The sequence below is a fragment of the Thainema salinarum CENA647 genome, assembly GCF_057732415.1.
This window is the reverse complement of sequence record NZ_JBYJZJ010000022.1, coordinates 4,805,589-4,826,415: the sequence shown is the minus strand read 5'-3', so window position 1 is coordinate 4,826,415 and position 20,827 is coordinate 4,805,589. Positions and strand designations below refer to the sequence as shown.

Genomic DNA, 20,827 nt, shown 5'->3' with positions numbered 1-20,827 from the left:
TTGTCCTCACCTCCAGCCCTTCTCCCAATTTACAGTCTTATGTTTCAGCGCTCTCGGTTTCGTTCAGCTCGTGCTAATCACGTCACTCGGCCCAACCGCATTGTCGGGCGGGATGGCCACATCAACGTGATTCGTAGAGGCATGGCCGTTATCCGCTGGGACGATCTATATCACTCGCTGCTGGTTATCTCTTGGGGCTGGCTGCTGTTCTTGCTGGGACTGTCTTACCTGGCCGCCAATGCTCTGTTTGCGATCGCATATCTGCTGGGCGGTGACTGTATCGCCAACGCCGAACCGGGATCATTTGCCGATGCCTTTTTCTTCAGCGTCCAGACAATGGCCTCAATCGGCTACGGGGCCATGCATCCCACGACCGTGTATGCCAACATGCTGGTGGTGCTGGAGTCGATGGTGGGCTTATTGGGAATTGCGATCGCAACTGGCCTGATGTTTGCCCGCTTTTCGCGGCCAACCGCACGAGTGATGTTTTCTAACGTGGCGATCATTACTGAGCAAAATGGTGTACCGACGCTGCTGCTGCGAGCGGGCAACCAGCGACGCAATCAAATCCTGGAGGCGCAGCTTTGGGTAACGCTGGTGCGAAATGAAATCACAGCCGAAGGCGACTATATGCGCCGCTTTTACGATCTAGAGCTGGTGCGCCGCCACACGCCCATTTTTGCCCTCACCTGGACGGCCATGCACCCGATTGATCCGGCCAGCCCGCTCTACGGAGCCACGCCGGACAGCCTTCAGCGAGACGAAGTTGAAATCGTGGTGATTCTGACCGGGCTGGACGAAACGCTGTCACAGACGATCCACGCTCGTTATTCTTACCTGTCGGACGAAATTCTCTGGAACGTTCGGTTTGCCGATGTGCTGTCCCGTGCTACCGATGGCAGACGGATCGTAGACTACACGCGTTTCCACGACGTAGTTCCCATTCCCGCCGATGAAACGGCTGTTTTGCCGAAATAATTGTTCATTCCCTCGTAGGGGCGAATGGCATTCGCCCTGACAAGGTGTTGGGGATTATCCGAGGGCGAATACCATTCGCCCCTACAGTTTTTCATGCGTAGATCAGTTAAAACCTGATCAACTTGTTTTCGGTGGGAGGCTGGCCAAGCCAGCCTCCCACCGAAAACAAGTTGGTTTTTGATCCACGGACTTGACACCACAAATGATTAACGGCGCTATAAGATCACTTCAGTTCAATTGGCAGTTTCTCGGTTCCCGCTATGATTCTTCGCTCGATTCGAGTGCCGCAATTTTTGAAAACGGCTCTATTTCCAGCGCCCGGTAAAGCCCCTGGCGTATCGCTGTGGCTGATGTGGGTGGGCTTGGTGATCACGATTGGGTTTATTATCATTGCTCTCGGTGCGCCGCTGTTTGAGACCTGGGGCTGGATTCAAGATCCGACGGCTTCCCTGATTAACCCGATTCACGAACCGCCATCCCTCGCCCACTGGTTTGGCACCACTCGCCAAGGCTACGACGTATTGGCGCGGACGCTGTATGGTGCTCAGGCCGCGTGGCAGGTGGTGATTCTGGCCACAATGCTGAGCGTGGTGGTCGGCGTTCCCCTGGGACTGGTGAGCGGCTACCTAGGCGGACGGCTCGACCGGGTATTGCTGTTTGTTATGGATACGATCTACACGCTACCAGGATTTCTGCTGTCGGTGACGCTGGCCTTTGTGGTGGGACGGGGTGTGATCAACGCTGCGATCGCACTGAGCATTGCCTATGTACCGCAGTACTATCGGGTGGTGCGAAATCACACGGTCAGCATCAAGACAGAGCTGTTTATTGAAGCGGCGCAGGCGATGGGCGCGTCTACCTGGACGGTGCTATCGCGCTATTTGTTTATGAATGTGATGCAGAGTGTACCTGTCCTGTTTACGCTGAATGCGGCGGATGCGGTGCTAATTCTCGGTGGTCTGGGCTTCTTGGGCTTGGGCTTGCCGGAGCAGACGCCGGAGTGGGGCTTTGATCTGCGCCAAGCGCTGGATGCGCTGCCGACCGGAATTTGGTGGACGGCGTTTTTCCCTGGATTGACGCTAACGCTGATGGTGACGGGCTTATCGCTGGTGGGCGAGGGCTTAAATGAGCTGGTGAATCCGCTGCTGCGAAAAAATCGCTGAATTTCGTGGACAGATCGCCAGTTTGTTTGCTATGCTTGTTTACCGCTGGGTTAAACAGCACGCGGATGTGGCGGAATTGGTAGACGCGCTAGATTTAGGTTCTAGTTTCTTCGGAAGTGAAGGTTCAAGTCCTTTCATCCGCATATAAGTTCAAAAGGAAAGAGCCGTGCAATGCGCGGCTCTTTCCTTTTGGCTTTAGTCGCTTAGTTGAGGTAGCGAGTCAGGATGCTGATCTGATCATCGGGTTGCCGCTGGGCCAGGATGCGGGCGACATCTCCGGCGCTGGGGCAGGGGATGGGCTGGCTCCATTCGTTGGCTTCGGCAAAACCGCGCCGATGCAGGTTTTTGATCGTGACAATGATGTTGGGGCGGGAGCCGAGCAGGATAATCCGCAGGGGGTGGCGACCGTTGCGCTGTGAATTTTCGGGATGGGTCGCAGCAGGCTGTGGCGCTGCGTGGGAGGCAGCACCGAGGATGAAGTATGTCATTGTGTTTCCTTTGGTTTTGACTTTCGGGAGGAAAGCCAAAAACCTAGCCACGCCCGCAATTTGAAGTGCAATGCAGGGTGGCTCTGGGTTATGATCCCTCAAGCCTCCGCGTTGCCTAGTCCAACCGGGGGTTAGCTATCCAGGGTTGCGTCACCAACTCTGGGTAGCGTTGACTAGATTTTTGGTATCCAGTTGCCGTGCAGGTGATGTTGTCTTGGCAACTTAACGTTTCACAGTACGGGATTTGGCCTGTGGAGTCAATACAGACCTATTGACAGAAGCAAGCATACCAATTCGAGTAGAATATTCGCTGTTCCTGAATTCTCTGGTTAAAGTGTGGAGAGATAAAGCATAGACAATCTGATTCTGAGCAGCGCATGGCGATCATTTCGAACCAACCATTGTCTGAAGACGAATTACGCAAGTTAATTATTCAGGCTGCAAAAGAAGGTCGGACAGAGCTCGACCTCAGCGACAATCAGCTGACGACGCTGCCGCCGGAAATCGCTCAGCTCCAAAATCTTCAGAGGCTCGACCTCCGCGCAAATCAGCTGACGACGCTGCCGCCGGAAATCGCTCAGCTCCAAAATCTTCAGCAGCTCTACCTCCGCGACAATCAGCTGACGACGCTGCCGCCGGAAATCGCTCAGCTCCAAAATCTTCAGAGGCTCGACCTCCGCGCAAATCAGCTGACGACGCTGCCGCCGGAAATCGCTCAGCTCCAAAATCTTCAGAGGCTCGACCTCCGCGCAAATCAGCTGACGACGCTGCCGCCGGAAATCGCTCAGCTCCAGTCGCTTCAGGAGCTCGACCTCCGCGAAAATCAGCTGACGACGCTGCCGCCGGAAATCGCTCAGCTCCAAAAATTGGAACAACTGTTTTTACATGACAATCCAGCTTTACCTATTCCGCCAGAAGTCTTGGGGGCTACGTGGATAGAAGTAGTAACGAGACGAAAGCAGCCAGCCGATCCAGCAGAAATTCTCAACTACTACTTCAGTTTGCAAACCACCGAACAGCGCCAACCGCTCAATGAGGCTAAGGCGCTGCTAGTTGGCCAGGGTAGCGTCGGCAAAACCTCTCTGGTGCGCCGTTTGGTCAGCGAACAGTTTGATCCCCACGAAAACAAAACCGAAGGGATCAACATCACGCAATGGCCCATTGAAGCAAAAGGGCAAACGATTCAGCTCAACGTCTGGGATTTTGGTGGGCAAGAGATTATGCACGCCACCCATCAGTTTTTTCTCACCAAGCGCAGCTTATATGTGTTGGTATTGGATGCCCGACTGGGTGAGGACGAAAATCGGCTGGAATATTGGCTGAAGATTATCCAAAGCTTTGGCAGCGATTCACCCATCATCGTCGTAGGCAACAAAATCGATCAGCAACCGCTGGATATTGACAAGCGGGGTCTGCGGCGCAAGTATCCATCCGTTGTTGCCATTATCGAAACCTGTTGTGCTGATGGACGTGGCATTGAAAAGTTACGAACCACCATCTGCAAAGAAATTGCCAAACTCGATCACGTCTTCGATCCGCTGGCCCAGTCTTGGTTTAACGTCAAACGCTGCCTTGAAAACATGGAGTGCGACTACATTGAATACAGCGAATATCGCGATTTATGTCAGCGGGAAAACATCACCGATTCATTGACCCAAACCACACTGATCAAACTGCTGCATCGGCTAGGTGTGATCCTCAGCTTTCAGGATGATCCGCGTCTGCAAATGAACGCAGTGCTCAATCCCGAATGGGTGACAAACGGCGTATATCGCATCCTCAACGACAATCCCCTGATGACCGAGCACAAAGGCATCCTGGATCGACACATGCTGAACCGTATGCTCGATCCAAACACGTATCCACCAGACAAGCACCTGTTCATCCTCGACATGATGAAAAAATTTGAGCTGTGTTTTCCCCTTGAAGGATACGCTGACCAAAAATTTCTCATTCCCGACCTAATTAGCAAAGAAGAACCCGAAACAGGTGAATGGAGCGATGCTTTACCCTTTCAGTATCACTACAACGTCTTGCCCAGCAGCGTCATTTCCCGCTTCATTGTCCGCATGAACCAGCTCATTTCTAAACATACCTACTGGCGCAGCGGTGTCGTTTTGGAACGCAATAGCAACAAAGCACTGATTAAAGCTGATCGTGAAGAAAAAATTATCTTCATCTGGGTCAAAGGCAACCCTGCCCGTCGCCGTTCCCTGCTGGAAAGCATTCGCGATCAGTTCGACTACATCCACAGCACCATTCCCGGCATTGAAGCTGCCGAAAAAGTACCACTACCAGAACGTCCCGATATTTTGGTGGATTATAAACATCTACTCGATTTAGAAGCTCTAGGGGAAGCCGAATTTGTGCCCCCCGGCTTGCGCGAAAAAGTGTCTGTCCGCCGATTGCTAGACGGCATCGAAGCACCCGAAGATCGCCAAGTTCGCCAGAATCGCCTCGCTGCCCAGCGTCAGGATGCTTCCCAAATGGATCAGCCGGAACCACTTCCGCTTATGCCTGCTCCAACTTCAGAACCACCGCGCCGCAATTTCTATACATCCGGTGCGTTTACACTGGTGTCCTATTTCGCAATTACCATCTTGCTCGTTGTGGTTAGCCGCTTAGTTTCCTGGTACATGGTGCCTGTGATTATTATCGGGGCCATTCTCTCTGTTGGCGTAATTGGTGCCTTCCAACTCAGCCCACCCGAAGGCTTAACCCAAGAAAATTTCCTCACGCTGATGATCGAATCCTACAAGCGCTTACCCCTGCTGCGAGGCGATTCCCGCCAATCACGAAATTCCAATGATGAAAGCAATAGCAATTAGTGCGATCTCACCTATTTTTTGAAACGTAGAAGTGCGATCTCACCTTACAGAAAATTCCCTTTGCAGTCCGCATCTCAAACATCCCCTCTCGCACGACTCCCGTCCAATATGTACCTTCATCAATTGCAAAACAGCCAAGGAGCGTATATCGCTATAGTTAGGCAATGTCCTACTAGACATTAAAGAGGTGACAGATGGGACGAATCAATCCGTTCAGCCTGCAAATGGAAATCACCAACATGTTTGATCAGGGGCAATCCTTCTTTGCCACGTCCCAAGTGCAAACATGGCTCCGCGAGCACCAACACGACCCCAACGACTACGAAATCATCTTCCACGAGCGCCCCGCTCCACCCGGTTCCGGCAAAGTGCGCGTCATCGAAATCGAGCTAAAGCGCCATGACGGTCAGCCCGTTGATGAATGGCTCCAACAAGAAATCAATCGCTCAGAGTAGCGCACTGGATAATTGCTGCCAAAGCAAAGCGGCAGCCCACTGGACTGCCGACTGGAGCATGAACTTTCCCTAGTTCTTAGAATAGCACAAGAATAGTATAAATGAACTATTTTTTGAGCATTAAGTATGTTTGACTCCCGCAGCTTCGATTTCGTAGCCATTCTGTATACATTCGTCAGCTTAGACACCCTATGGCGGCTCTGGAAAAGCTGGCCCTCCTTCTGGGACGATCGCGTATCTCGCTACGACCATTTTTTAGCGCAGCGAGTAGCCATATTTCTGTTGGTGCCGCTAGGAGTACTGCTCCACGAAATCGGCCATAGCTTGGCAACCTGGCAGGTCGGCGGCGAAGTCGTAGAGTTTCAGTGGCGAGTTTTCTGGGGGTACATCATCCCGCGCGGCTCGTTTACCGATCCTGAGATCTGGTGGATTGCCTTTAGCGGCAATCTGGTGTCGATTCTATTGGGGCTAATTGCGATTCCGAGCATTGTCCTGACCCGAAAGCAGATCCTCAAAGAAATGCTCTACCTGTTCGCACTGTTTGAGCTGATCCATGCGCTGCTGTTCTACCCGATCTTTTCCTGGGTTGCGGTGCAGGGTGACTGGCTGACAATTTATGATTTCTCGATTTGGCCCTACGCGCAACTAATGCTTGTTGTGCATGGGCTGTTGTTGGCAGGACTATGGTGGTTTTTGGAAAGCGAGCAGGTGACCGAGCAGCTAGGCGTACAGGGATTTAAGCGCCAGAGAAGGTCAAACACTGCCGCAAAGTCCGAGGCGGCAGGAGAGAAGGCAGAACCGCACAAACTAGCCCCCAAAAATGAAGACCATCCAACAGACCCAAATATTCCCAACAGTCAGCAGCCACCGCTAGAGTCAGATCAGAACCAGGAGATGCAATAGCGAAAGCACAGTGCGAAAATAGTGCGAAATAAGTTTTGCGGGTTAATGTGCCGCGCGCCGCGCGGCACATTAACCCGCAAAACCCATCTAAAAAATCATCTAAATGAAGTGAGCAGTTTGATTGCAAAGAATGGAAATTATGCCGACTGAAGTTTGGGTGCAAGCAAAAACTCCGCTAGGCGACTGGATCAACTTCAGCGGTGGTCGGTAGGCTAATCACATAGCGTAGGCCCGATTCCTGGGAACCTTGAATGCGGATTTCGCCACCGTGCAGTTCAGCCAGTTGACGGCTGAGCAGCAGCGCCAAGTTTTCACGGGACTGCTGGTTCGCGTCGGTCGCTTCTGCTTCAGCCGCAACATCAGTAGATTGTTCTTCTAAAACCATCGTCTGACCTGAGGCGGGCATAGAGCTACGGGAATTTGTCTGAGTCATCGCTGCAAGATTTGACGTAATTTCAACTGAGGAGAAACCATTCGACAGCCAAGGATTAGAAACCCAAACAGCAATATTGAGATGCTGGGGTTTGCGGGACACATGGATTTGGACAATACTACCCGCACAAGAGCAGCGAATGATGCTGAAGGTGAGGTGATACAGCATTTGCCGTACTTTCTCTTTATCCAACAGCCAAATGCGCGGCCCCGGTTCAACCGAAAGCTGAATTTTCTGATCCTGCCGATGAGCAAACTGAGTTAGGGTTTTAATCGCCTGCTGGCAAATCATTTCAATGTCCACAGGGGCCAGGTTCAGCGTCTGATTGTGGTCATCGAGCTGACCGAGTTCGGTAATTTCGTCCACTAGCGACAGCAAGCAGTGGCTGCTATCCCCCATGATGTCAATGTATTCCTGCTGCTTTTGCGTCAGTGGGCCATAGATTTTGCGACCCAAAACGCTGGTCATCCCCATGATTGAGGTGAGCGGTGTGCGCAGCTCTTGGGCAAGTTGGGCAATGAGTTCAACTCGGATGGAGTTCGTAACTGGCACTTCTGCCACCTGCACCGGGTTGGGAATTTGGAGATTCGTTGGTAACGCCTCAGCGGCAACCTGGGGCACTTCTATCACACTGGATGGTTGATGATTGAGACGATTGAGGTGATACCGCTCCAGTTCAGAAATGCTCCAGCGAGCTTCTAATTCCAGGAACTCAATATCTTTGTAACCAAAGGCGTGAGGCTTCAAGTCCATCACCGCTAAAACACCTAAGCAGTAACCGTCTGACGTAAGCAGCGGGACGCCCAGGTAAGAACGGATACCATACTCTGCGACCAAGGTGCTGTGCTGGAATGCTGGATGTGCGATCGCATCTGAAATGACCAGCGCCTGCTGGCTATCAACCACATACGTACCAAAGGAGTCTTCCCGCAGCAGATGTCTGGAAGCCGCCAACTGATTCATCAAACCCAAGCGAGACAAGCCAATCGCAGACTTGAGCCACTCAAATTTTTGATCAATCACGCTGAGTGTACAGATAGGGAGTTCCAGATAGCGAGCGGCCATCTGGGTAGCCTCATCAAAGATCGGCACGCTGTCAGAACTGAGCAGTTTTAGAGTGGTTAATTTGTCCAGGCGCTTCTGCTCCCGCTCTGTGTGGGGCGCACCGTCAATCCGACAAGCCAATCTTATTTCAGGGCTGATCATGATGCTCTCTTTCCTAACGTGCCGATGAAGGGTTGATAAACGTTCTTTGTTATACAAAGAGTGCCCGTTTTGATCGCGAGTCGAACGCTGGAAAGAGATGAATTGGCTAATAATGCGTTGATTTCTGGCAGAAGCGATGTGAATCGTCTATTTCTCAGCAGTAATACGGTGTCTCAAAGTACAATTTGTGTCATCTGGTAACGTTTACCCAAACGCTACCCATTAGTGAGGCGATAGGTCAGCTTTGGGCGTCCCAGCATTTACGGCTGCAATATATAGGAACGCGGATTGAATCAGGTGAAATCTTTGGGGTAGGGACACGGCATGCCGTGTCCCTACGGATGGAACGATTTACAGGCTATTTAATTCACAATCCTTAAGATTTTGCGGCAATCTCTCAACCCGCATCATTAATATCAGCAATCCATCCAATTTAGGAATAGGACTGGTCAATTATCTAAATTCTCGATACAGTAAGGCCAACTTAATCGCAATTGTTCTGAGATCGGTTCTTCGATTTGATTCTTCAATCTATATAAGGAGAGAAATAGGGAGAGAATATGCGTAATAACTTGGTTCTGAAACTGCTGGCCATGCCAACAGCCTTGGGTTCGGCGCTACTGCTGCTCATGGTTGCCCCAGCTCAAGCCCGAGAAATCACCTGGGAAGCTCAAAGCGCTGCTCCTGCCGAAGGTGAGTTCTGTAGTGTGCCCACTGCATCAGCTAGTACCAATAGCACAGCCTCCGACAGCAACAACGACCCAATGAGCTTCACTGCCGCCGAAAGTGATGCAGCGGTGCTGCTGTTTGGCTGTGATTGTCCCCCATGCCTTAATGCTCTCGCTCAGTTGCGCAATCCCTCGCTGACCGATGCGGTTCAAGGCCACTGCTGGAATAACCTATCCCAAAAGCGGTATGAACAGCAGGATATTAACCAAATTTTAGATGCGATGGAAGATGCTAACCGTCAAGGCCCCAACACGTCGCTGATTTCCGGTTAGGCTAGTCGGGTTAACCTTCCTATTGCAGGTTTATCCATGACTGATTTGATTCTATACAGCAAGCCGGGTTGTCATCTTTGTGAGGGGTTGGAAGAGAAGCTGGCTCAGATTGAGCATCCCGGTTTTAGCTTAGAAATTCGCGATATTACAACGCGTGAAGATTGGTTTCAAGCCTATCAGTATGAAATTCCGGTGCTCTGTGTCGTGACGCAGTCGGAAGACAGCCAACAGCTCGTCGAACGTCCACTGCCTCGATTTTCTCCCCGCGCATCGGTGGCGCAAGTGGCACAAATGTTACAGAAATATTTACCTACAAATAAGGCACAATAGGCGAGACCTTGTGTGTGAGGATTTGCTGACATGAAACTGCGTGAGCTTTTGGCAACCTTGCCGGATCTAAATCCTGATCTCAATCAGTCCCTTAATGGCCTGAGTCATCATGCCGCCCTAGACGCTGAAGTGAAGGGATTAAGCACGAATTCCCACTCCTGCCAGCCTGGTGATTTGTTCATCGGTTTACCAGGAACCCGTGTCGATGGGGGTGAGTTTTGGCCGAGTGCGATCGCAGCCGGTGCGATCGCAGCTATCGTGTCGGATAGTGCGCTGCAAACTCGTCCCGTACCCCATGACGATGCCGCCTGCGTGATCCCGATTGCCAATGTACCGTCAAGCTGCGCTCATTTAGCCGCTGCGTTTTACGGTCATCCGGCCCAACAGCTTAAGCTGGTTGGCGTGACGGGCACAAACGGCAAAACGACCACCACGCATTTAATCGAGTTCTTGCTCAATCAGACTCAGCAGCCGACAGCGCTATTCGGCACACTCTACACCCGCTGGCCCGGTCATCAGCAAACGGCGCTGCACACCACTCCCTTTGCCGTTGATTTGCAGGCCCAATTAGCGGAAGCTGTCAGCGCAGGCTGTCAGTACGGCGTGATGGAGGTTAGTTCTCACGCGCTGCACCAGGGACGGGTGCTAGGCTGCTCGTTTGATGTGGCCGTGTTTACCAACCTGACTCAGGATCATCTGGACTATCACAAGGATCTGGATGACTATTTTGAGGCCAAAGCGCTGCTGTTTAACTCGAATTATCTCCAGGGACGCGCCGTTATTAATCAAGACGATGCTTACGGACGCCGCCTGATTGAGCGTTTACCATCCGACCAAGTCTGGAGCTACAGTACGCAGGATGCAACCGCAGATTTGTGGACGAGTGATTTGACCTACGGTGCAGATGGCGTTTCAGGCACGTTGCACACGCCCAAGGGTGAGGTTACTTTTCAATCTCCACTGGTGGGTCAGTTTAATCTCGCAAACTTGCTGGCGGCAACCGGAGCGGCCCTGCATGTGGGCGTTGAACTCGAAACGATTGCCCAAAGTCTGCCTCAGTTTACGGGCGTCCCTGGACGGATGGAGCGAGTGCAGATTCAGCCTGACCAGGATGTCAGCGTGATTGTGGACTATGCCCATACGCCGGATAGTCTGGATAACTTACTGAAAGCTGCTCGGCCCTTTATTAAAGGCGACATGATTTGTGTGTTTGGCTGTGGTGGCGATCGCGATCGCACTAAGCGACCTCAAATGGGCAAGATTGCCGCTGAGCAAGCTGATCTAGCAGTCGTCACGTCCGATAATCCCCGCACCGAAGACCCAGAGCGCATTTTAGAGGATATTTTAGAGGGCATTCCCGACAGCACAGAGCCGCTGGTGATCTGCGATCGCGCTGAGGCCATTCGCCGCGCCATCCTCAATGCCAAGCCAGAAGATGGGGTATTGATTGCTGGCAAAGGCCACGAAGATTATCAAATCCTCGGCACCGAGAAAGTTCACTTTGACGATCGCGAACAGGCAAGAGACGCGCTACAGCAGCGCTATCGCGGATAAGCCACATTCCGGTAGAAAGCCCACTGGCGCATTTTCTACCGGAATGTGTCGTTAGAAACTTGCTCCTATACAGCGATCGGAGTAAGAACAGCAGCCCAAATTAGCAGCGTGAGCAATAGCGCCAATAGGCCAATAATTAAATCGCGAAATTCATTGGGCAGCCAAGATGAATATTTCATGCCTACCTCCTCCATCTTCCAGATCAAGCCGGTGTGTAAGAACCCAGTGATGGTTTGTGAAAGGAAAGGATTGATCTGCAAACCTTTCACAAACAATTACGATGGGATTTAACCAGACTTGGATAACGATGGACTCTCTACTTCTATGGTGCGCCCAATTTCTGGAATTGAAGCGGATCGGCAATGAAGTGACACATAGTTTGAGGGGTGAGTGGTGGGTCTTTACAGCCTTTACAGGCTCTACTCCTTACGCCTTACGCCTCACTTCTTGGTAGAGATTAAGACAGAACGAGATCAGGTTGCGATCGCACTAAAACTTGCTTCAACACCATCGCTGTCCAATCCACATCGGCCTGGGTCGTGTCTCGCCCTAGCGTCAGGCGAATCCCCGATTTAGCGGCGCGGTCGTTTAATCCCATTGCTGACAGGACAGGACTGGGCGATAGCTTGCCGCTGTGGCAGGCTGAGCCAGCGCTGATGCCAATCCCGGCCAAATTCATCTGGCGCACAATCGTTTTACCGCTGAGCCGTTCCCCGTCACCGTTTTTCAAGTAGAAGCTGACGTGGTGGGGCAGCCGATGTCGCCGATGTCCGGTGGGCACCAGCTCCGGCACATCGCTGAGCTGCTCGAATAAGCGATCGCGCAGTTGGATTAAACGTAATGTTTCGTGCGCCATTTCCTGTGCCGCTAGCTCTGCCGCCACGCCAAATCCGGCAATATTCGGCAGTGCCTGTGTTCCCGATCGCAGCTTGAACTCCTGTCCGCCACCGCGTAAGAGGGGTGAAAGCCTTAAATCGGGGCGAATGTAGAGTGCTCCGGCTCCCTGGGGGCCATAGATTTTATGGCTGGATAGGGAGAGGAGGTCTACAGGCAGCGATCGCAGATCGAGCGGCAAGCGACCTGCTACCTGCACCGCATCGGTGTGGAAGGGAATACCGTGCGTCCGTGCCATCTGGCCCAGTTCTTCAATTGGCTGGATCGTCCCGACTTCGCTTTGACCGTAAATTACTGAAATCAGCACTGTATTGGGCTGAATCGCTCGCTGTAAATCTGCCGCAGTGACACGACCTTGCTGATCCACAGGAAGTCGGGTCACTTGCCAGCCCTGCTGCTCTAATCGGCGAGCTGGTTCTGCGATCGCAGAATGCTCCACGCTGGAAATGACCAGATGCTGCGGCTGGGCATACTGCTGCGCGATGCCCAGCACCGCGAGGTTATCAGCCTCTGTGCCTCCTGCTGTAAACACCATGCTGTCTACGGGAGCCTTCAGCAAATCGGCCACCTGAAACCGCGCCGTTTCTAACACGGTTGCCGCCCGTCCGCCCCACTGATGCAGACTGGAGGGATTGCCCCACGTTTGGGTCAAAACCTGCTGCATGGTCGCAATCACCTCTGGACGAGGTGGCGTCGTTGCACTGTAGTCAAGATAAATTTGCATGAACGTTCAGCGTCACAGATAACAGTCAGAGCAAGTCAATTCTGCCCTCACCTTATTAAACTAGTGTATGAGGATAGCTATCTATACAGTATCGCTGTTAGATGTGGCCTACTTTCTATCATTTCACAGAGATTTCTAAAGCCGTCTCTTCCTTTACGTGGATCAACTTTCGATTTCTGATTGACAAAATTATCACTGACGCAACTACTGAACGATTCAATGAGCGACGCACTAACTGCAAAACTAGATCAATTAACTGCCCTATTTTCGGAGATGGAGCAGGCACTTGTGGCTTATTCTGGCGGCATTGATAGCACTCTAGTGGCAAAGGTCGCTTATGACGTACTGTGCGATCGCGCATTGGCCATCACGGCTGTTTCCCCGTCGCTGCTGCCCGAAGATTTGGAAGACGCCAAAGTCCAAGCGGCAACGATTGGCATTCGCCACGAGCTGGTTCATACCCATGAGATGGACAACCCGAACTATGCGTCAAATCCGGTCAACCGCTGCTACTTCTGCAAAAGCGAACTACACGACACGCTCAAGCCCATGGCCAAAGAGCGCGGCTATCCATACGTTCTCGATGGCGTGAATGCTGATGACCTGAACGATTATCGCCCCGGTATCCAAGCTGCCAAAGAGCGCGGCGCTCGTTCTCCGCTGGCCGAAGTCGGCATTACCAAGCTGGAAGTGCGCCAGTTATCCAAGCGGCTTAGCCTGCCCTGGTGGGATAAGCCCTCCCAGCCCTGCCTCAGCTCCCGCTTTCCCTATGGCGAGCTGATTACGGTTGAAAAGCTCCAGCGGGTGGGCCGAGCCGAGGTTTATCTGCGTCAGCTTGGCCTGCAAAATCTGCGGGTGCGCTCCGAAGGCGACACGGCTCGGATTGAACTTCCGCCCGAACAGATTAAAGAATTCGTCCTAACGATGGATTTGCCCCAGATTGTGCAAGCGTTTCAGAAGTTTGGCTTTCACTTTGTCACGCTTGACTTAGAAGGGTTCCAAAGCGGCAAACTGAATCGAGTGCTGGAAGCGAAATCTGCTGTTTAGGATGGTGGATTAAATAGCCTGTAAATCGTTCCATCCGTAGGAACACGGCATTGCCGTGTTCCTACCCTAAAGATTTCACCTGATTAATTCTGCGTTCCTTAATAGTTGATTTCTCAAAATCATGACCTAGATCCCGCTACCGAATGATGTTTTGCGCCGGATATCGTGACAAACTAGCGCCATTAATCCGGCGACTAGGTATTGCCCTATGAAAAAGTATCAGTGTACCGTGTGCAGCTACGTCTACGACCCGGAACAGGGCGATCCGGATTCTGGGATTGAGCCGGGTACAGCCTTTGAAGACATTCCCGATGATTGGGTCTGTCCGCAGTGTGGGGCAGAAAAGTCTGATTTTGAACCGCTGGATTAATCTAATCTCTAACGATCACAACATTGGGTAGGGGCAGGTTTAGCCGACAGGTTATGGCTGCAAATTTAAACTGATGAACAAAACCTGCCCCTACAGTAGGGTTTGAGATAGGGGTTAATTAGGATTATTTGAGGCTGCGATCGCACATCACGGCATAGGGACAGATGCCACAGCTTTCCTCAGAGGGAGTGGGGACAAATTCTCCGCGTAGAATATGATTGACCGCGATTACCGCGTCCTCTTCAACCGCCTGAAGTGCGGCGGTATCAAACGTATGAACATGATCATGGCGTAAGTAGGCAATGTGAGCCGATGGCCGCTGAGCTGCCTGAGCATAGGCCCAAAGCTGCAAGCGGTGGTGATGGGGATGGATGTGCCGATCGGTTTTGAAATCTAGAACAAAATCATCGGTAAGCAGATCGATAATGCCGTTGAGCGTTAAGCCGTTAAACGCAAACTGAATGGTCTTTTCGTAGTGACCATTCGCATTTCGGTAAGGCTGATAAATCGCTCGTGTCCGAAAATTTTGCGCTAGAGCTAAAGCATCTTTTAGAGCATGTGCGATCGCAGATGCTGGCAAATCGGCTCCGTGCTTCTCGGCCAGTGTTTCAGCATCTTGAATGCCATGCTGAAGCGCCAGATGGGTTAACGTGCCAATCGTCGTCCCACTGACGAACGGGATAGCGCCCTCAAGTTCATCATTCAAGCCGTCATCCAGCTCAGGCGGCTCACCACTGTAATCTTCCAGCTCGTAGTAGCCGATGTGATTTTCAATATGGCGGTATTCAAAGCGCTTGGGGCACAGTGCATAGTCGGTTAGCGCTGTAACTGGCAATTCTGACAGGCCGGAGCCACAGGATTGTGTCAAAACCGCTGGCGGCGGCACTGGTGATAGCTCATTGATATCAACTTGCAAGTCATGAGCTGAAGAATAGACCAGCGCTGGATCAAACGGGATCGGCTGAATATCAGTTTGTTCACCTAAACCCGCTTGCAGAACCTTAAATAGCCCCTGATTCTCCTCTGGTGTCGTCAACACAATGCGATCGCGGCTTCGCGTCAGCGCCACGTAGAGCAAACGCTTCGCTTCTGCCTCGTCAGCCTGTTTCTGCTGCTGTTCCAGGAGCGTATAAAGCGCTGATTTCTGCGTTTCGCCCTGCTCATCCTGTAGCTTAAGTGCCACGCCCAAGTCGGCATCAAATCGCACAGTCGGATAATAAGCTGGCTCTTTCCGGCTCAAATCCGGCACGATGACAACCGGCCACTCCAGCCCCTTGGCGGCGTGAATCGTCATCAAGCTCACTGCGTTGCCTGCTTCCAGCGGTGGACGAGGAATGCTGACCTCTGCCGCTACTAAGCGTCGCAGCGTTCTGACGATGCTCAAACCGTCGAACCGTCCCTGCTCCTGGGCTTTGACAAAATCTAAGAAGCCGCGCCAGTCTGCCTCGCGCCGCCGAGCATTGGGCAAATGTGCGATCGCAGCCGTATAGCCCGTCAATCGATCAGCTCGTTGTAATAGCCGCGCAGGTGGGTCACTGCGACGCTCTTTTAGCAATGCTTGTAGCGTTTGAACGGGATGATTAAGTTCTGAATGGTTCACCTGATTTGCCTTGAGATGCTGCCACCAAGCTGTTTTCTCTGGCAGAGTTTGAGCCAGGTGCTGCAATGTACGATCGCTAATGGCAAAAAATGGACTGCGCAGCACAGCCACCAGAGCCAAATTATCAGCGGGATTCGCCAGAAAGCGCAGCATCGCCCAGGCATCTTTTGCCTCACGGGTATCCAGCAGATTGCCGCCTCCAGCCTGCAAAATTGGAATTCCTTGGCTTTCCAGTACTTCTCCGTACAGCTCTAGCGATGGCCACGTCCGCGCCAGGATCGCGATATCGCCGTAGGTGACTGGTCGGAGCTGCTTCGTTGCTTTGTCATGAACTCTGATACCATCACTGATCCAGCCTTTGATCAAGCTGGCGATGTGCTGGCCTTCCGCTCGCCGCCGCTCGTCAAGGCTGGGCTTAACTTCGTCTGGAGTCTGAACAGCATAGACCTGCAAATGCGGAGCCACATGGGGTTCTGTCTGTCGATGAGCAGCTAAAGGCTGGTGTAAATCGGCCAAAATTGGCTGAAACACAGTATTAACGCTTTGCACTAGGGCATGGTGAGTCCGAAAACTCAGGTTCAGAGATTGAATTGCCGGATCATGTTCAGAATCCTTACGGTTACTCGATTTGACATCGCTAGCTGGTAGCTCATCCTGAAGCTGATTCACGTCCTGCGAAATCTGCTCACACCAGTGCTGAAACACTCTGACATCCGCTCGCCGAAAGCCATAGATAGACTGCTTTACATCGCCTACAATTGTTCGCAGCTTGCCATCAGTTAGCAGCTTCAGCAGCCGTCCCTGAATCGGGTTCGTATCCTGAAACTCGTCGATTAAGTAAACCTGCCAGCGCTGAGCATAATAGTTTCGCACGGCGTCACTTTCCAGCGCTCTGAGGGCATGGATTTCTAGGTCATTAAAGTTCAACACCCGCTGCTGACGTTTGGCTTGATCCAAGTGCGATCGCACTTGCTCAAATCCTTCCCGCAGCACTGGCAAAAGCGCTTCCGTCTGGTCATCCCAAAGGTTTGGCTCTAATGTGATCAAGCCATCTTCCTGAACAGGCTTGACGACATTATCTCTGAGTTCTCTAATCGCCTGCTTAACGAGATCCAGCGTTTCCTTGCCGCCCCAGTTTTTCTGGGTGCCACAGTTAATTTTGAGCGCTGCTAATGCGGCTAGCGATTCAGCCACATTATGTCCCTGCTCTAGGCTAGCCATTGCCTCTAATGCTTGCTCTCGCATGGCATCAAGCTTGTCACCGGGAGCCGCATAAACATGCAGCACATCTGCGGCTGATAACCACTGCTCGTGATTAATTAATTGATCGAGTGCATTCTGCCTCAACTGTTGAACCACAGGAAACCAATCGTCTCGACCTTTGCCCAATGCCTCCTCTGCGGTTAGTGGATCGTTCATAAACGCTTGTATAGCTGACTGCATCAGCGAATAGGGCACTGTTTCATAGAGGTGAATCGGCAAATGTGCGATCGCATCTAGTAGCACCTGATCCTGCCAGATTCTGCCCTCTAGCTCATCCAGTACTGTAAAATCAGCCGGGACACCTGCCACCTCGGCATGTTCACGACAGATGCGCTCGGCCAGCGCGTGAAACGTACTAATTTGAGCGGCTTCCAGTTCAGCTAAGATCTCAAATGAATCGGTGCCACTGGCTTCTAACTGATTGGCTATGGCTGAATCAGTTGTGCGATCGCGGATGGTTTTACGAATGCGCGATCGCAGTTCAGCAGCGGCTTTATTGGTAAAGGTCAGCGCCACGATTTCTAGCGGCGAATGGCCCGACATCAGGTGGTGAAAATAGCGCTCGGCTAGCATGTGAGTCTTACCCGTACCCGCTCCAGCCGTGACGGCAATGCTATGGCTGGCATAGGCTGCGGCCTGCTGCTGAGCGGTCAGCTCAGAGTTCATCCAGGTCACGGATTGAGTTTGTAAGTTCATGATGCTTGCTCCTCGGATGTGACCGTTGTGGCCGTATCTGTTGACTGGGGCTGGGTTTGGGCGATGGCTTTGCGACGGAGACGATTGCCCTCGCGACACACCAGATCAAAATCGCAGTATTTACAGGCTTGTCGGTCGTCTGCTGATTTCTCTGGACTGTCCGGTGCGACTGGAAAATGGCCCTGCTCTAGATGCTGCTGGCAGCGATTAGCAACCTGGGCTAAATCCGCTTCCGTTGGCTGCTTCTTGCTTAGCTTCTGCCCCTTGGTCAGAGAATAGTAGTAAGCATCCGTGACGGACGCATCGGGATAGAGTTTGGGAGCAGCAGCTTCTCGATAAATGGGGAGCTGTAAGTCAATATCTGCTTTGCCTTCAGCATTCTTAACGCCTTTAGGTGAGCTGGAACTCGTTTTGTAGTCAATCAACACCAGGCCATCGTCTGTCTGGTCAATGCGGTCAATCTGTCCGGTAATCTTGAAGCCCTGCCAGTTACCGTTAAACTTTTGCTCAAATGCGATCGCAGTTGCATCTTCAGGATAAAAGCTGGCTTGCTGAATCGTCAGCTGGAGCTGCTTCAGATGTTCATTTCTTTGCACGTCCCAGGCTGGAAAATCGGGTACTTGAAGCTGCTGTTCAGCCTCCAGAAAAGCTGCTCTCAAAGCATCTGAACTAGAGAGCTGATCTCGATCAGAATTGGCATTTTTGAATAGGATTTCTAAGGTCTTGTGGTACAAACTACCCCGTAAGCTACGGCTTAGCTCATCCTCAGTTTCGTCTAATTCACCCAGTTTCAGCACCTTATTGGCAAACCAGCTAAATGGGCAAAGTCCCAGTTTTGTCAGTTGCGATACGCTAAATGTGCGATCGCCCCAGTTATCTTCTGCCGTACCGAGTGAGATACCTGTTACACCATCATATTCATTCGGAGCGACATCGCTTTCCCGCTGTTGCTCAATTTGTAAAGCATGGCGGGCATAAGCTAGCACCGGATCATGATCGTCAACACCGTCAACTATGGTGTTCGTCATCGCCAACTCACTGAGCAACAACGCCTGACGCCGTTCTTCTAAACTGGCAATTGGCATGAGAGGAGGCGCTGTTGTCTTTAATCCCAAACGCTCCAAATATGGGCTAGGTAGCTGCTCTTCTTTCCCATTCAGCTTGGCGTATGAGAATACAACCTGCTCTGTCACGGTTTGCAGCAGGTGATAAAACGCGAGCGCTTCCTGTCGCGCCAAAGTACTTGCTGACGGTAAAGATACACCTACTGGTTGCAGTTGCTTACGCTCAAAAAAGTCCAGGACACAGTCGTTTTGCACAGATGCGGGTAACATACCCTCGGCCATACCAATTACAAACAGATAGCGGTAACGAGTACCGATCACGGAAGATGGCTTGTGCAGTTCAACCCCACCGTTGCGCGGATGCACAGACACCTGGAGCGTTGCCATCAGTTCGCGTAGCTCCTGGAAGAATTCGGTGCGGGAGAGCGACTCAGGCTCCATGTTTGCCAGCGCGATCAAGGCTTTGTCCAGCTTGCGATACGCTAAACTCTCCCGTGGCCATCGAGTACAGCGCTTCCACAGGTCAAAGACCTTAAGCAGATTTTGAAAACGCTGCACCCATCGGTCGCGATTGGCGCGAGACGGTAGCGTCTTCAACTCCGACAAGTCAATGCCTAAGCTTTCCTGACTGACTTGACTCCAGCTTGGGAAACTGCTGGGACGCTGCGATCGCACATTGCTCCAAAATTCAGCACTGGGATTGCTACACAGCGGATGGCTCAACAGCATCGCTGTTGGCTCAAACGGAAATCCCTGTTCTATCACCTCTAATAGCAGTTGCAGCCAAACACCCAAACGGCTTGCACTGAGCGGGATATCGTACAGCACCCGTAGCGGTACATCATATTCCCAAGCTACGTCTAACAGTTTTTCACCATAGGCTGCTTCATCTCTGGCGATAATACCAATTTCTCGCGCTGGAACCTTGCTGAGTAAAAGCTGCTTCACCTGGGCCAGCGTACCCCGCACTTCCTGCTCCAGATTTTCGTAAGCGTAGGTGGCGGATAGATCGGTTCCTGGACTGGCAGCGGCTTGCTCCAAAAACCGATCCGATAAGCTTTCGCCGATACTAATGGGTAGTTGAGTAGCCGAGCCGAGGGCCGCACCTGGCTCTATTTGCCAGTCATTGGCCTCTAGCTGCTGAATTGCCTGCTGCACTTCGGTAAAGTCGGGATGCTCGGTGCTGGGCAACACCATGATGCTACTAGGATCTGCGATCGCAGTTATCAATTTCAGCTCGTCGGCTGTGGGCTGAAAATAGCCGTAAATCAATAGCGGCAACGGTTCTGTCTGTAACTGTGCCGCATGATGCAAAAGCTGATTGAAATCGATCCAGCCCCTTTCCTGCAAGAGTTGCTGATAGGTTTGTGCCACCTGCAATAGCTGCTGAGTCTGGATTGAGAGCGAACTGGGTGGAGCCTGAAACGTATTTTTCTTGCCTACTCCAGCCGCTAGCAGCGAATTGATCGTCGGCAACCAGGCGCGAGTTGTTCCATCTAAATCTGCCGGATTCACCGTCTGCTGAATTGCTGCCCGTATTAGCCGCTGGTCGTTTAAGCGGGGCACCAACTGTACGTGATGATCGACAAGAACCTGAAGCGCTAAATCAGCCAGCGTTCGCTTCTGGACACCCAAGGTACGGGCCGTCAGCCGATTGGGGGTGATTATCTGATAGAGCTGCTGAGATGGGATTTGCGATCGCAGAAGGGCAAAATCAGAGAGTTGGCTTCGTACCCAGGCGTAGGGGTGGGGATGGACGAAGACGGTTGGCATGGTGGCTCCTGGGGGCATAACTGAAGCGGAATAACACATCCGTGTTTCCACCTGCTT

The 20,827-nt window shown here is 52.0% G+C and carries 15 protein-coding genes and 1 tRNA gene; 11 read left to right on the top strand and 5 right to left on the bottom strand.

All coding sequences use genetic code 11. From position 1 onward, the window contains the following. Nucleotides 1-39 precede the first annotated feature (39 nt). The 3 genes from AC286M_RS27865 to AC286M_RS27855 all read left to right on the top strand — a co-directional run bounded on the left by AC286M_RS27865 (nt 40) and on the right by AC286M_RS27855 (nt 2,284). On the top strand, nt 40-978 hold the full coding sequence (locus AC286M_RS27865) for an ion channel (RefSeq protein ID WP_488207487.1): 939 nt from the start codon (nt 40-42) through the stop codon (nt 976-978). 260 nt (nt 979-1,238) lie between these two features. Then, nucleotides 1,239-2,141 carry an ABC transporter permease gene (locus tag AC286M_RS27860; RefSeq protein ID WP_488207486.1) on the top strand — a complete coding sequence of 301 codons (903 nt, stop codon included), beginning with the start codon at nt 1,239-1,241 and terminating at the stop codon, nt 2,139-2,141. 61 nt (nt 2,142-2,202) lie between these two features. Then, nucleotides 2,203-2,284 (top strand) — tRNA-Leu (locus AC286M_RS27855). Nucleotides 2,285-2,344: 60 nt separating this feature from the next. Here the strand turns inward: AC286M_RS27855 and AC286M_RS27850 are convergent. After that, on the bottom strand, nt 2,345-2,629 hold the full coding sequence (locus AC286M_RS27850) for a hypothetical protein (protein ID WP_488207485.1): 285 nt from the start codon (nt 2,627-2,629) through the stop codon (nt 2,345-2,347). 377 nt (nt 2,630-3,006) lie between these two features. Between AC286M_RS27850 and AC286M_RS27845 the strand changes: the two genes are divergently transcribed. The 3 genes from AC286M_RS27845 to AC286M_RS27835 all read left to right on the top strand — a co-directional run bounded on the left by AC286M_RS27845 (nt 3,007) and on the right by AC286M_RS27835 (nt 6,815). Continuing rightward, complete coding sequence (locus tag AC286M_RS27845; RefSeq protein ID WP_488207484.1) at nt 3,007-5,457, top strand: COR domain-containing protein; 2,451 nt, start codon at nt 3,007-3,009, stop codon at nt 5,455-5,457. A 194-nt stretch (nt 5,458-5,651) separates the two neighbouring features. Further along, nucleotides 5,652-5,912 (top strand): hypothetical protein, encoded by a 261-nt coding sequence (locus AC286M_RS27840; protein ID WP_488207483.1) that lies wholly within the window; start codon nt 5,652-5,654, stop codon nt 5,910-5,912. Between the two features lie 126 nt (nt 5,913-6,038). Further along, a complete protein-coding gene (locus AC286M_RS27835) occupies nt 6,039-6,815 on the top strand; it encodes a zinc metalloprotease (RefSeq protein ID WP_488207482.1) in 777 nt (258 codons plus the stop codon). Between the two features lie 175 nt (nt 6,816-6,990). Here AC286M_RS27835 and AC286M_RS27830 read toward each other — a convergent pair whose 3' ends face one another. Continuing rightward, on the bottom strand, nt 6,991-8,454 hold the full coding sequence (locus AC286M_RS27830; protein WP_488207481.1) for a GAF domain-containing sensor histidine kinase: 1,464 nt from the start codon (nt 8,452-8,454) through the stop codon (nt 6,991-6,993). A 560-nt stretch (nt 8,455-9,014) separates the two neighbouring features. Here AC286M_RS27830 and AC286M_RS27825 point away from each other — a divergent pair. Genes AC286M_RS27825 through AC286M_RS27815 form a run of 3 tightly spaced genes read left to right on the top strand, consistent with a single transcriptional unit; the run spans nt 9,015 to nt 11,339 of the window. Next, nucleotides 9,015-9,455, top strand: coding sequence for a hypothetical protein (locus AC286M_RS27825; protein ID WP_488207480.1), 441 nt, complete (start codon nt 9,015-9,017; stop codon nt 9,453-9,455). Nucleotides 9,456-9,491: 36 nt separating this feature from the next. Next, entirely contained in the window at nt 9,492-9,785 is a 294-nt protein-coding gene (locus AC286M_RS27820; RefSeq protein WP_488207479.1) for a glutaredoxin family protein, read from the top strand. A 30-nt stretch (nt 9,786-9,815) separates the two neighbouring features. Further along, a complete protein-coding gene (locus tag AC286M_RS27815) occupies nt 9,816-11,339 on the top strand; it encodes a UDP-N-acetylmuramoyl-L-alanyl-D-glutamate--2,6-diaminopimelate ligase (RefSeq protein ID WP_488207478.1) in 1,524 nt (507 codons plus the stop codon). A gap of 457 nt (nt 11,340-11,796) precedes the next feature. Here the strand turns inward: AC286M_RS27815 and AC286M_RS27810 are convergent, their stop codons facing one another. Then, the gene (locus AC286M_RS27810; RefSeq protein ID WP_488207477.1) at nt 11,797-12,957 is read right to left on the bottom strand and encodes a cysteine desulfurase family protein; all 1,161 of its coding nucleotides are present in this window, start codon (nt 12,955-12,957) and stop codon (nt 11,797-11,799) included. Nucleotides 12,958-13,176: 219 nt separating this feature from the next. On the opposite strand from AC286M_RS27810, the gene larE reads away from it, so the two are divergent. Then, nucleotides 13,177-14,004, top strand: coding sequence for an ATP-dependent sacrificial sulfur transferase LarE (gene larE, locus AC286M_RS27805; protein WP_488207476.1), 828 nt, complete (start codon nt 13,177-13,179; stop codon nt 14,002-14,004). Between the two features lie 208 nt (nt 14,005-14,212). Beyond that, a complete protein-coding gene (gene rd, locus AC286M_RS27800; protein ID WP_488207475.1) occupies nt 14,213-14,374 on the top strand; it encodes a rubredoxin in 162 nt (53 codons plus the stop codon). Between the two features lie 124 nt (nt 14,375-14,498). Here the strand turns inward: rd and AC286M_RS27795 are convergent, their stop codons facing one another. Both AC286M_RS27795 and AC286M_RS27790 read right to left on the bottom strand, forming a co-directional pair. After that, nucleotides 14,499-17,933: a UvrD-helicase domain-containing protein gene (locus AC286M_RS27795; protein ID WP_488207474.1), complete on the bottom strand. Its 3,435-nt coding sequence runs from the start codon at nt 17,931-17,933 to the stop codon at nt 14,499-14,501. After that, nucleotides 17,930-20,770, bottom strand: coding sequence for a PD-(D/E)XK nuclease family protein (locus tag AC286M_RS27790; protein WP_488207473.1), 2,841 nt, complete (start codon nt 20,768-20,770; stop codon nt 17,930-17,932). Before AC286M_RS27790 ends, AC286M_RS27795 begins: the two co-directional genes overlap by 4 nt. Nucleotides 20,771-20,827: the final 57 nt, after the last annotated feature.